The following is a 13,759-nucleotide window of genomic DNA, read 5'->3' on the forward strand; positions in this document are numbered from 1 at the left end:
TAAGCAAAACCTTGAAGGCTATCTAAAAAGTTGTTATAAAAATTGACCGTCAAAATAGCTACTACTGACGACCTGAGTGTCCAAACCCACCTGCACCGCGTACGCTTTCATCACTGAATTCTGCAACCACTTCAAACTCAGGACGCGCAACAGGTACCACGATGTACTGTGCCATACGCTCAGCTACATTAAGAACAAAGTCATCCCCACTGCGGTTCCAAATACTAACCATCAGCTCGCCTTGATAGTCGGCATCGATTAACCCAACTAAGTTACCCAAGACGATACCGTGCTTATGACCAAGACCTGAACGCGGTAAAATCATACCTGCATAGTTAGGATCTTGGATATAAACCGCAAGGCCTGTACCTATTAAATGGGTTTCACCTGCTTTAATCGTTAATGGCTCATCGATACAAGCACGCAAGTCAATACCTGCACTGCCATCGGTGGCACGAGTTGGTAAAGAAAACGCTTTATCTTCAGTAATTTTAGGGTTTACCACTTTAACTTGTACAGCTTGCATAACACACTCACTTAACGATTTGATGGTTTTTAAATTATGATTTAAAACCAGAGCCTTGAACTATGATTTTAAATAAATCTTATTCGAAATTTTGATATAAATAACAATTCTATATTTTAATTATTCAGCAATTCAGCAATTCAGCAATTCAGCAATTCAGCAATTCAGCAATTCAGCAATTCAGCAATTCAGCAATCAACTAAAGTATCAACACGCTGGCCAATCCTAAAAATGACATAAAGCCGACGATATCCGTGACGGTCGTTAGGATAACCGAAGCAGATAGAGCAGGGTCAATATTCATCCGTTTTAGCATCAGCGGTATGCTGATACCAGAGACATTAGCCGCAGTCATATTGATCGCGATGGCAAAACCGATGACGGCACTGATCTTAATATCATGAAACCATAACTGAGCAATAAACGCCATAATTATCGCCCAGATGATACCGTTTATCGCACCCACCCATAGCTCTTTATTCAACAGCCAGACACGGTTGGAACCACCGATTTGACCCATCGCCATCCCGCGGATAACGACCGTCAGCGTTTGCGAGCCAGCAATACCGCCCATACTGGCGACTACTGGCATCAATATCGCTAGCGCCACGACTTGTGCCAATACTTCTTCAAATTGTCCAATCACTGCTGCGGCCAAAAGGGCGGTACATAAATTGATACCTAGCCAAACGCTACGGCTTTTAGCACTGGTTAGGATGGGGGCAAACAACTCTTCATCTTGGCTAACACCAGCAAGGTTTTTCATGGTGCTGTCGACATCATCTTGGATAATCTCCATGATGTCCTCGCCGTTTAGTTGACCAACCAGCTCGCCATGGCTATTGATGACGGGGGCAAAACGGATGTCTTCTGAACGAAAAATCGCAGCAGCATCTTGAATATCCAAGCGATCATTAATCGTAATGGCAGTGTCAATCAGATCCGAGACCAAGGTGTTTTGTTTATGCTTAATTAAGTCTACTAGACTCAGTAGTCCCAGCAATTGTTGGCTTTGATCAACAACTAACAGCTCTTGGCTCTCGTCATCGAGCAGGTCATCGTTTTCACGCAGCCACTCTTGTACATCTGCCAAATAGATATCATCCCTTATCTGAATAATATCAGGATCCATATAGCTACCAACTTCCCAGTCGGCATAAGTATCAAGCTTATTGACTTGAACCCGCGTCTCTTCGTCGAGCGTTGCCATGACTGAGGTACGTACGCTCTCAGTGACAGTGTCCAGAATCTCAGAAATATCTTGCGCATCAAGGTCTTGGGTAAACAAAGAGATTTCTTGAGAAGAAATATTCTCCATCAACGGCTGGCGCGTATCGACATCCAGTTCGGCAAGCACTTCACCTTTGATATGCTCTGGCACCTGAGCCCAAATCAACAGACGGTTTTGAGTTGGGAAGGACTCTAATAGGTTGGCAATCTCATATTCGGACTGCTTTTCTAAAAACTCTGTAATGGCCTCGTATGCTTTATCAGCAACCAAACCCTGCAGATACAGAAGCTTATATTCGGCACTATATTCAGCCGAATTATAGTCTCCTGACAGCATGGCAGTTCGTTCCTGATTGGGCGTCGAGGTAGGCATAAGTGTTCCAAGTTTTTACAGTCAATTTTCTACAGTATATAAAGAACAAGAGCAAGAACGATAACAATAACGATTATAACAATCGTTTTTTGCACAGTCTAAAGCGTGTTCTTGCAAGCGTTTTACTTAGGTGTTTATTACTCAGGTGCTTAAATATTTTGATTAAGATTAACGCTTACCCAATAACGCTCGAATATTGGCCAGATATTCATCAGCGACGGCTTCTGGGTCTTTGGTCGCTTTTTTCTTTTTCGCTTTGGCAGGCCAATCAATATGATCCTCAGGTAGCTCATCCAAAAATCTTGATTCTGAGGTAACGCGCATCTGACCACCAGCACGGCGTTGGGTCGCGAGCGTCAATGTCAGCTCACGGCGTGCACGAGTAATGCCCACGTACATCAGACGGCGCTCTTCTTCGACTGTCTCACTCATAATAGAGTTGCGATGCGGCAGCATCTCTTCTTCAAGCCCCATGATATACACAAAATCAAACTCCAAGCCCTTTGCTGCATGCAAGGTCATCAAGTTAACTTTGTTGGTATTCTCTTCTTCTTGCTGCTGCTCAAGCATATCAAGCAAAACCAACTTACGAATGATGGTGTCAATCGTTCGGTCTTCATCTTCTTCAGCACGATTAATCAACGACTGAATACTGGTGTACAGCATATCGATATTATCAATACGGTTTTTTTCTTGTTGCGGCGTTTTGGCATCGCTACGGACAAAGTCAATATAACCTGTCTCATCAATCATCTGGCGTACGATAGGTACAGGGTCTGGGTGTTGATCCAGCTCACGCGTATAGTGTTCAATGAACTCGCCAAACTCTTTTATCGTACCATAAGCCTTTGATGGCAATACATGAGTCAGGCCAGCGTGGGTACAAGAGGCCAGTAGCGATATGCTGTGCTCTTGCGCAAATAAGCCGAGTTTTTCTAGCGTTGCAGGTCCCATACCGCGCTTAGGCGTGTTGATAATACGCAAAAATGCGCTGTCATCTTCAGGGTTCAAAATCAGGCGCAAATACCCCATGATGTCTTTGATTTCACTACGCGCAAAGAATGACTGACCACCCGATAACTTATAAGGCACTTGCAGCTGACGCAGTTGTGCCTCTAGCATACGTGCTTGAAAGTTACTACGGTACAGCACCGCATACTGTTCCCACTCATTACCGAAACGCAGTTTATGCGTGACGATTTCTTTGGCCACGCGCTCCGATTCATCATCGTCGTTACGGCAGTTAATGATGCGGATTTTTTCGCCTTGACCTTTATCTGACCACAGTTTTTTCTCGAATAAATGCTCGTTATTTAGAATAACGGCGTTGGCAGAGGTCAAAATACGCGTGGTTGAGCGGTAATTTTGCTCAAGCATAACGATTTTTAGTTTTGGAAAATCTTCTTTTAGCAGTGCCATGTTTTCGGGCTTTGCCCCGCGCCACGCATAGATAGATTGGTCATCATCACCAACTACGGTAAAGCGACCTTGCGGCCCAACCAAGTATTTAATCATCTCATACTGGGCGGTATTGGTATCCTGATACTCATCGACCAATAGATAACGAATACGGTTTTGCCATTTGTCTCGCAGTTCTCTGTTTTCACGCAATATCTTGGTTGGCAATACAATCAAGTCATCAAAATCGACCGCATTATAAGCACGCAAGTTACGCTCATAAAGTGCATATAACGTGGCAAAAATCATGTCTTCTGGATCGTCTAGCGTTTCCATCGCCTTATCAGGCTCGACCAAGTCATTTTTCCAATCAGAAATCATTTTGATGGCTTTACCGACCAACTCGCGACTTTCAGCGCCACTTAAGTTGTCGCGCATCATCAGCTCCATCAGCAATCGCTTACTGTCGTCGCTGTCCATGATGGAAAAATTGCCTTTTAGCGGAGTATGAATCAGCTCATAGCGCAAAAACTGTAGACCAAATTGGTGAAAAGTCGACACCGTTAGACCGCGCATTTTTTCGCTTGGTAGCAGTTTGCTGACTCGCGCTTTCATCTCACGTGCCGCTTTATTGGTAAAGGTCACGGCGGTGATGCGCTCAGCTGGCATGTCACACTCTTGGATTAGGTAAGCAATCTTACGCGTAATCACAGAGGTCTTGCCGGAGCCAGCACCTGCAAGTACAAGTAATGGACCAGATACGTAGAGCATGGCTTCTTGTTGTTTGGGATTGAGTTGACTCATAACGTGACCTGTAAGACAAAAGCAAAAAAGAGGGTAGCGCTGATATGACAAAGATAGATAAACGCAGCGCGCATCATCAACATTCGTATCGTCGCGATATTTTAATAATCTTTATTATAAGAATAATAGAATTTAAGGTTTGATGATGGCATATCATAAAAATCTGGTGGGTCATTATAAAGCAAAAATGCCTACTTTGGGGGAGGACTTGGGTGATGAAAGTGGGGTATTCGGACACTTGATTTTTGACAAATAGCGTGGCAGTGTTTGCTCGTAGCCAAAAGTACGAATTTGGGGTTAATATAAGGTAAGGTCTATATCATAATTCATAGTAAAAAAAACACATTTTTTTTACACAGAAAGTGACCGTTCAATACAGTTAAAAACTAGCTTTTAGGCACTGATATGCGTATAGTACGTAAATAATTTATGCCAGTTGTCACGTCATTGTTGACCACGTGTAATGAGCTATTAAATCAATTAAGTAAGCAGTCAGATATGATATTGATTTAATACGTTGATCTTACGTTGTTAGAAGATGCGTTGGGCGACCAGCCTTTATCCGCGCGAATACCGGAATCTCTACAGTTGGTCACGTCTGACATCGTCGTCAATAAGCTTGATAATTGGTTGTTACCAGCAAAATACCTAACATGTGACTCAATGACAGTTACTTAAACACAGTGACAGTTACTGAAGTGCAGTGACAATTACTTAAATAAAGTCACTTTGTGTTTTCGTCTGCGTTATACCTGTCGTAACATGGCCTGAGTGGGTCAGTGCTTGCGCTGTGTCTAACACTCGATTGGGTGAGGAGCACGTATTATCATGTCTGCTTTTAATTGGTCAGCCATTGCTTTTATCTTAGCCGCCATTGGGCTAGTTGTCTTTATGCTGGTCGTACCGCGCTTACTTGGCGGTCGCTCTCAAGGCTCACAAAAGGAAGAAGTATTTGAAGCGGGTGTTGTCGGATCTGGCAACGCCCGTATTCGTTTGTCTGCCAAATTTTATTTGGTCGCAATTTTCTTTGTGATTTTTGATTTAGAGGCGCTATATCTCTACGCTTATGCTGTGTCGGTACGGGAGGCTGGTTGGCTTGGCTTTGCCGCCGCTGGCACGTTTATCACTATTCTAATTATTGGTTTGATTTATGAGCTGAGCTTGGGTGCGATGAACTGGGCACCTGCTGATAAGTTACGCAAAAAAGCACGCTTATATGCGGCGCCTGCAGGCTTTAATTTGGCAGACATCACCAAGTTTGATGGTGCTCATGAGCTAATGGTCGATCCGACAGGTAAAGTGCCCGCGCAGTCATCCGGTCAAATCAATGTCTCAAACAATATTGAGACCAATCGTCGTCATCTACAAAACATCGATCATATTAATACCACGGGTAACGTTACTTCTGTGGATTTTGCGACGTCTGCTCAGCAGGACAAAACTGAACGTTAATAGCAGTTGATGCTCAGCTTATAGCGTTTGCAAAAACGAGCAGCAAAGCATGAAGGCGTCAGTTCTGTTTGTATTAATGATCGCTGATGATTAGCCACTTATTAATAATAAAATTATGGCGACAGCGCGAGCAAGATGATTGCCACGCCAAGCCTAATATGAAGGTTGTATGTTATGAAATACACATTAACAAAAGCCAACCCCGATGCAGATACCTATCCTGCACAGACCAGTCAAACGGTCAATGATCCTATCGAAGATGAAGTGAATAAAAACGTCTTTATGGGTCGTCTCGAAGACCTCGTTCATTCAACAGCAAACTGGGGGCGTAAGAACTCACTGTGGCCATTTAACTTTGGTACCTCTTGCTGTTATGTTGAATACGCTACTACCTTAACCGCCGTTCATGATTTGTCACGTTTTGGGGCAGAGGTTATTCGTGCCTCGCCTCGTCAGGCAGATGTCATGATCGTCGCTGGTACTTGTTTTGTCAAAATGGCCCCTGTCATCCAGCGCCTATATGAGCAAATGCTTGAGCCAAAATGGGTTATCTCTATGGGTGCCTGTGCCAACTCGGGTGGCATGTATGATATTTATTCTGTCGTACAAGGCGTCGATAAGATTATCCCTGTTGATGTGTATGTGCCAGGTTGTCCGCCGCGTCCAGAAGCGCTTATTCAGGGTTTGATGTTGTTACAAGAATCTATTACTAAAGAGCGTCGTCCGCTGGGTATCCATGTCAATGAGCAGGGTATCTATCAGCCGCAAATGACGCCTGAGCGTGACCGCAAGCAGGCAGATCGTATCGCTGTTAAAAACTTGCGCAGCCCAGATAGTATTTAAGTTTCAAACAGCATTCAGACTTATAGCAACAGTTTCAATATTTTATGCGCTTATCATAGTTAGGTTATGATTAACATAGCTCAGTTATGGTTGACATAGTTCGGTTATGGTTGACATAGTTCGGTTATGGTTGACATAGTTCGGTTATGACTAACATAGTTCAGTTATGATTAATGAAGGAATACATCATTCATGGTCACGGTAGTCGAAAACATAGATCCTAAGATCAAGCCCGTCCCAGCAGTCATCACAGAGCTGGAGCAAAAGTATGCTGGTAAATTTGTCGTGCAGCAGACTGTGGATGAAATTCCAACGGTTTGGGTGGCGCGTGCTGATTTATTAGATATTCTCTTATTCTTGCGCAAACTGCCTAAACCGTATGTCATGCTATTTGACTTATCAGCGATAGATGAGCGTTTACGCCAGCATCGTGCAGGGTTGCCTGACAGTGACTTCACGGTGTTTTATCACTTGATGTCGCTTGAGCGTAATAGTGATGTACGTATCAAGGTCGCGCTGAGCGAAGACGATGTTAATGTACCGAGCGCCACCAATATTTGGCCAAATGCCAACTGGTATGAGCGTGAAGTGTGGGACATGTTTGGTATTGTCTTTACAGGTCATCCGCATTTGACCCGTATTTTATTACCGAAATACTGGGAAGGTCATCCACTGCGTAAAGAGTACCATGCACGCGCGACTGAATTTACCCCGTACTTCTTGAACACCGCTAAGCAGCAATACGAGCAAGAGAATCTGCGTTTTGTCCCAGAAGAATGGGGTATGAAGCGTTCGGGTCGTGATGAAGACTTTATGTTCTTGAACATCGGTCCTAACCATCCCTCTGCTCACGGTGCATTCCGTTTGGTATTACAGCTAGATGGTGAAGAAGTCGTCGATTGTATTCCTGATATTGGCTATCACCATCGCGGCGCAGAAAAGATGGCTGAGCGTCAAACTTGGCACTCATTTATTCCTTATACCGACCGTATTGATTATCTCGGCGGTGTAATGAATGAGCTGCCGTACATCATGTCGGTCGAAAAGTTGGCTGGAATTACCATTCCACCGCGCGCTGAAACTATCCGCGTAATGATGAGTGAGTTCTTCCGTATTACCAATAACTTGCTATTCGTCGGTACGTTTATTCAGGATGCGGGCGGTATGACCCCTGTATTCTATATGTTTACCGATCGCCAAAAAGCCTATGACGTCATCGAAGCCGTGACTGGCTATCGTATGCATCCTGCTTGGTTCCGTATCGGCGGTACTGCTGCTGATCTGCCACGTGGCTGGCAGCGTTTGGTTCGTGAGTTCTTAGATTGGATGCCAAAACGCTTGGACGAATATGTCAAAGCGGCATTGCAAAACAGCGTACTCAAAGGCCGTACCCAAGGGGTTGCTCAGTACAATGCTAAGCAAGCACTTGCTTGGGGTGTCACTGGTGCAGGTCTGCGCGCGACAGGCGTTGATTTCGACCTACGTAAAGCACGTCCATACATGGGCTATGAGAATTACGATTTTGAAGTGCCAGTCGGTTACAACGGTGATGCTTATGACCGCTGTATGGTAAAAGTCGAAGAGATGCGTCAGTCATTGCGTATCATCCGCCAGTGCATGGACAATATGCCACAAGGCCCTTACAAAGCGGATCATCCACTGGCCGTACCACCGCCGAAAGACCGTACATTGAATGATATCGAAACGCTTATTAATCACTTTATCTCAGTATCTTGGGGTCCTGTGATGCCAGCGGGCGAATGTACGACGATCGTTGAGGCGACTAAAGGTCTGAACAGTTATTACATTACCTCAGACAAGGCCACGATGAGCTATCGTACCCGTATTCGTACGCCGACATTTGCGCATTTGCAGCAGATGCCATCGGTCATCAATGGTTCGCTGGTTTCTGACGCCATTATGTACCTAGCATCGATTGATATTGTGATGGCGGATTGTGATCGTTAGAGCCGCTGCTGCAAAAGTATTTGTTCATCAATATATTATTGCCTGATGGCACACCAAAATGCTGTCATTCGCCAATATAACCACAGTTTTAATCAGACTGATATTGGCTTGTGATAGAGCAGGATGAGTGAGGAAAAACAGAAGATTATGAAAATTGTTTCCGACAAAATGCCAAAAGTAGATGTGGAAAGCATTCTCACTAGTGATGAAATCGCTGCCATTCATGAGTTTATGCACCATTACCCACAGGCGCGTGCCGCCTCGCTAGATGCACTAAAAATTGTGCAAAAGCGCAACGGCTGGGTCGATGATGCGCAAGCAAATGCCATTGCCAATATCCTAGATATCCCGATGTCAGACATGGACGGGGTTGCGACTTTCTTTAACCGTATTTATCGCCAGCCTGTCGGTCGCCATGTGATTCTCATATGTGACTCTGTGGCTTGTTATTTGACAGGTTATGAAGCGCTGTCAGCTGAGATCAGATCACAGCTGGGTATTGAGTATGGTCAGACAACTGCTGATGGACGTTTTACCCTATTGCCAATTTGCTGCTTGGGCAACTGTGATAAGGGACCAGCGGTACTGATTGATGAAGACACTTACGGCCCTGTCCAGCCATCTGAGGTCGCGCAATTATTGGAGCTATACGCATGAGTTTAACGATTTCAGAGCAAATTGCTCGTCGCGGTCAAGGCCAAGCGCCAAGCCAGCTAAATGCACAGCGTGTTCCAATCTATGGTGATAAAGCGACAGCCACTAGCGAAACCAAGCCTTTGACGTGGCGTTTGGCGCATCATGATGCGGTGCTTGATTTAGCCACTTATGAATCTCTAAAAGGCTTTACGGGTCTAAAAGAAGCGTTATCTAAGTCGCCTAAAGACGTTGGCAATATGATTAAAGCGGCCAATGTTCGAGGTCGCGGCGGTGCAGGTTTTAATGCTGGTCTTAAATGGTCATTTATGTCGCCGCCGGATGGTTTGCCGCGTTATCTCATCTGTAATGCTGATGAAATGGAGCCGGGCACGTTTAAAGACCGTTTGCTCATGGAGCGTCTACCGTTTCAGCTTATCGAAGGTATGCTAATTACCGCTCATGCGATTGGCGCCACTGACGGTTATATCTTTATCCGTGGTGAGTATATCTTGGCCGCTGAGCGTTTAGTCGCTGCTATCGAAGAGTGCTTGGCCAACAATCTAATGGGCGACAATATTTTAGGCTCAGATTTTAGTTTTAATCTGCATGTGCATACGGGCGCTGGACGTTATATCTGCGGTGAAGAAACAGCGTTGATTAACTGTCTAGAAGGCCGCCGTGCTAACCCACGTACCAAGCCGCCGTTTCCACAAATCTCTGGTGCATGGGGTCGTCCAACCGTTGTCAATAACGTTGAAACTCTGTGTAATATGCCAGCGATTTTGAATCATGGCGTTGAATGGTATCAGTCGTTATCTGAAATTAAAGGCAAAAGTAAAACGCCAGGCACCAAACTATTCGGCTGCTCAGGTTTAGTTAATGATCCAGGCCTTTGGGAATTACCGTTTGGTTATACAGCTCGCGAAATCATTGAAGATTTAGCGGGTGGTATGAAAGATGGTAAAACGCTCAAAGCATGGTTACCGGGCGGCGCATCGACTGACTTTTTAACCGCAGAGCATTTAGATGTGGTAGTAGATTTTGACACCATTCAAAACGCTGGTAGCCGTATGGGTACTGGTCTGATTATGGTTGTCGATGAATCACAAGACATGGTGCCATTACTGCGCAACCTTGAGATTTTCTTTCAGCGCGAGTCGTGCGGTTGGTGTACACCATGCCGTGATGGTCTGCCATGGGGCGTTAAACTGCTTACCGCCATCAATGATGGTGAAGGGCAAGTGGGCGATGTCGAAAAACTAGAAGGCCTGACACGTGACTTATGGATTGGTAAAACATTCTGTGCGCATGCTCCAGGTGCGATGGAACCACTAATGAGTGCGATTAAATATTTCCGTCCAGAGTTTGATCAAAAAATCGCGCAGGCGGTTGGTGTCGATGTTATTGATGCTGCAGCCAACCAACAGCCAGTAGTGAAATAAGGAGAGCGGCATGGCAGTCATACATATTGATGGAACCACTGTCGAAGTAGATAGCGCAGATAACTTGCTACAAGCCTGCTTATCACTCGGCATTGATGTGCCGTATTTTTGTTATCATCCAGCCCTTGGCTCAGTAGGCTCGTGCCGTCAGTGCGCGGTCAAGCAATTCCAAAATAAAGAAGATATGGAAGCAGGTCGCGGTCGTCTAGTCATGTCATGTATGGTCGCTCCTGGCGACGACATGTACATCTCGGTCACTGACGATGAAGCCAAAGCATTCCGCAAGTCGATGGTTGAGCTACTCATGACCAACCATCCACATGACTGTCCAACTTGTGAAGAAGGTGGACATTGTCATTTGCAGGATATGACCTATATGTCAGGTCACAGCCGTCGTCGCTATCGCTTTACCAAACGCACACATCATAACCAAGAGCTTGGCCCATTCATCGCGCATGAGATGAACCGCTGTATCGCTTGCTATCGCTGTGTACGTTTTTATAAAGACTATGCGGGTGGTGAAGATTTGGGCGTTTATGGCTCAAATAATCGTGTTTACTTTGGCCGTGATAAAGATGGTCAGTTTGAAAGCGAGTTTTCAGGCAACTTGACGGAAGTCTGTCCAACGGGTGTGTTTACTGATAAAACCCATTCCGAGCGCTACAACCGTAAATGGGACATGCAGTATGCGCCAAGCATCTGTCATGGTTGTTCAGCTGGTTGTAATATCTCACCGGGCGAGCGTTATGGTGAATTGCGCCGTATCGAAAACCGCTATAATGGCGAAGTAAACCGCTATTTCTTATGTGACCGTGGTCGCTTTGGTTATGGCTATGTCAATCGTGATGATCGTCCAACGCAAGCGCTTGAACGTATCAATGATAAGCATGTCAAAATCAATATTGACTACGCATTAGATGAAACCATCAAACGTATCAAAGATAAAAAAGTCATCGGGATTGGCTCACCGCGTGCCAGTTTAGAGACTAACTTTGCGCTAAAAAATCTGGTTGGCTTTGATAACTTCTCAACAGGGCTGAACCATCAGCAGCAAGCACTGGTCAATAAATGTATCGAAGTGCTCAGCACGGAAGGCATTTATAACCCTAGCATGACCGATATCGAAACGCATGATGCAGTGCTCGTATTAGGTGAAGATATCACTCAAACTTCATCACGTGTCGCGTTGTCAGTACGTCAAGCGGCAAAAAATGAAGGCCTAAAAATGGCGGCGGCGCTACAAACGCAGCCATGGCTTGCTGAACCTGTTAAGCGTATTGCTCAAGATGTGCTAAGCCCAGTCTATGTCATCGATGTAACGCAAACTAAGCTAGAAGATATCAGTAAAGTGAGCGTAGTGGCGACCCCTGAAGACATCACTAAACTTGGCTTCAAAGTTGCTGATGAGATTGCGAACTTCGCTGATGATTTAGCAGACATAGCAGATCCGCAAGCAGCTGATGCAAGTGCTGAAACTGACGGTATGCAAGCATTGGCACAGCAAATCGCTTATGACTTGATTCAAGCCGATAAGCCTTTAGTTGTCTCGGGTAGCAGCTTGTCTTCTACCGCATTAATAGAAGCAGCAGCACAGATTACCCAAGTGTTGACCCAAAAACGTGCATCTATTAAAGCGACTGAGCAGCAGCAGGTTGAGGCACATAATGCCAAAGTACAGGCAGCGCAAGCAAAAGCGGCTAATGACCAGCCTGAAGAAGACCAAGATTTATCTGCTAAGCCAAACAAACCTGAAACGGGCGTGAATACAGAAGCGCAGGATGATGTCGAGCGTGAGCCTGCTGAAAAACTCGAATTAAAAGAAGTGAATAACAAGTATCAGGCACAAGCAGGTATCTACCTAACGGTTCCTGATGCCAATAGCATGGGCGTTTGTATGCTTGGCGGTCAGTCAGTTGAAGAACTGCTAGCGACTGATTACGATGTGGTTGTGGTTGCAGAAAACCAGCTAACAGATGCGATTGATGCCAATAAATTGACGCAGCTATTGACTGATAAAACGGTCATTGCGTTAGATCATCAGCTCCTTGATTGGCACAAAGACGTCGATATTGTATTGCCAGCGGCTAGTTTTGCAGAAGCGGATGGTACATTGATATCAGCTGAAGGTCGTGCGCAGCGTTTCTTCCAAGTTTACGATAACGAATACTACCATCCGATGAGCAGTATTAAAGAAGGCTGGCGCTGGATACATGCTGTGCATAGCAGCATCGAAGGTTGTGATGTCGACTGGACGCAGTTGGATGATGTGATCAATGCATTGATTGCCACCCATCCTAAACTTGCGGGTATCAAAGGCGCTGCGCCTGATGCTGACTACCGTATAACAGGTCTTAAGATTGCGCGTCAACCGCGTCGTTATTCAGGTCGTACTGCTATGCGTGCGCCAATCTCTGTGCACGAGCCAATGCAGCCGAAAGATTTGGACACTGGTCTAACTTTCTCAATGGAAGGTTATAGCGGTAAAGAAACGCCAAGCTCGATGATTCCTTTTGCCAATGCGGCAGGTTGGAACTCACCGCAAGCATGGAACAAATACCAAGACAAAGTCGGCGGTCATCTGAAAAATGGTGATCCAGGTGTGCGTTTGTTCGATCAGCTAGAGCGCCTAGCCACTCGTCAATATGTGGCGCCAGAAGCGATGTCTTCGAATACAACTGACTTGCAGCAAGGTCAAGCGAAACTGGTACCGATTCATAATATCTATGCCAGCTCAATGATGGCATCACGTAGCCCAATCGTCGCAGAGCAGCTGCCAGTTGCAACATGGCGTATCGGTATAGACGATGCCAAAGACTGGAATATTGCTGCTGGTGATTACTTAGCGATTGAGATTGATAAGCAACAAATCACTTTGCCAGTACAGATTGTTGGTTACTTAGCGGAAGGCTGTATCGGTTACCCAGTCGGGCAGGTGAGTATCATTCACCCATCAATGCCAGCGTCGGTACGTAAAGTAGATGCACCAGTAACGATGATGGGTAGCATGGCTAACGATATGATTAATGATAATGACACAGCGCAAATAAACGCAGCGCCGACCACCACACAGGAGGTGTAATATGCAAG

The 13,759-nt window shown here is 45.4% G+C and carries 9 protein-coding genes; 6 read left to right on the forward strand and 3 right to left on the reverse strand.

Annotated elements, in window-relative coordinates; translation table 11 throughout:
- Positions 1 to 61 precede the first annotated feature (61 nt).
- The 3 genes from dut to IEE84_RS03255 all read right to left on the reverse strand — a co-directional run bounded on the left by dut (position 62) and on the right by IEE84_RS03255 (position 4,331).
- The gene (gene dut / locus IEE84_RS03245; protein WP_191114830.1) at positions 62 to 526 is read right to left on the reverse strand and encodes a dUTP diphosphatase; all 465 of its coding nucleotides are present in this window, start codon (positions 524 to 526) and stop codon (positions 62 to 64) included.
- Between the two features lie 199 nt (positions 527 to 725).
- Positions 726 to 2,129 (reverse strand): magnesium transporter, encoded by a 1,404-nt coding sequence (mgtE, locus tag IEE84_RS03250; protein WP_416383473.1) that lies wholly within the window; start codon positions 2,127 to 2,129, stop codon positions 726 to 728.
- A gap of 168 nt (positions 2,130 to 2,297) precedes the next feature.
- Entirely contained in the window at positions 2,298 to 4,331 is a 2,034-nt protein-coding gene (locus IEE84_RS03255; protein WP_114700718.1) for a UvrD-helicase domain-containing protein, read from the reverse strand.
- 828 nt (positions 4,332 to 5,159) lie between these two features.
- Here IEE84_RS03255 and ndhC point away from each other — a divergent pair.
- From ndhC to nuoG, 6 genes are all read left to right on the forward strand, one after another.
- Entirely contained in the window at positions 5,160 to 5,783 is a 624-nt protein-coding gene (ndhC, locus tag IEE84_RS03260) for an NADH-quinone oxidoreductase subunit A (RefSeq protein ID WP_102091044.1), read from the forward strand.
- 174 nt (positions 5,784 to 5,957) lie between these two features.
- Positions 5,958 to 6,626, forward strand: a complete 669-nt coding sequence (locus IEE84_RS03265; protein ID WP_101206265.1) for a NuoB/complex I 20 kDa subunit family protein — start codon at positions 5,958 to 5,960, stop codon at positions 6,624 to 6,626.
- 192 nt (positions 6,627 to 6,818) lie between these two features.
- Positions 6,819 to 8,594 (forward strand): NADH-quinone oxidoreductase subunit C/D, encoded by a 1,776-nt coding sequence (gene nuoC / locus IEE84_RS03270; protein WP_057758925.1) that lies wholly within the window; start codon positions 6,819 to 6,821, stop codon positions 8,592 to 8,594.
- 147 nt (positions 8,595 to 8,741) lie between these two features.
- Positions 8,742 to 9,251: an NADH-quinone oxidoreductase subunit NuoE gene (gene nuoE, locus IEE84_RS03275; RefSeq protein WP_057758927.1), complete on the forward strand. Its 510-nt coding sequence runs from the start codon at positions 8,742 to 8,744 to the stop codon at positions 9,249 to 9,251.
- A complete protein-coding gene (gene nuoF, locus IEE84_RS03280) occupies positions 9,248 to 10,672 on the forward strand; it encodes an NADH-quinone oxidoreductase subunit NuoF (protein WP_114700720.1) in 1,425 nt (474 codons plus the stop codon). Before nuoE ends, nuoF begins: the two co-directional genes overlap by 4 nt.
- Before the next feature lie 10 nt (positions 10,673 to 10,682).
- Positions 10,683 to 13,751 carry an NADH-quinone oxidoreductase subunit NuoG gene (gene nuoG / locus IEE84_RS03285; RefSeq protein WP_191114831.1) on the forward strand — a complete coding sequence of 1,023 codons (3,069 nt, stop codon included), beginning with the start codon at positions 10,683 to 10,685 and terminating at the stop codon, positions 13,749 to 13,751.
- Positions 13,752 to 13,759: the final 8 nt, after the last annotated feature.

Source organism: Psychrobacter sp. 28M-43, assembly GCF_014770435.1.
In the GTDB taxonomy this organism is placed as follows: Bacteria; Pseudomonadota; Gammaproteobacteria; order Pseudomonadales; family Moraxellaceae; genus Psychrobacter.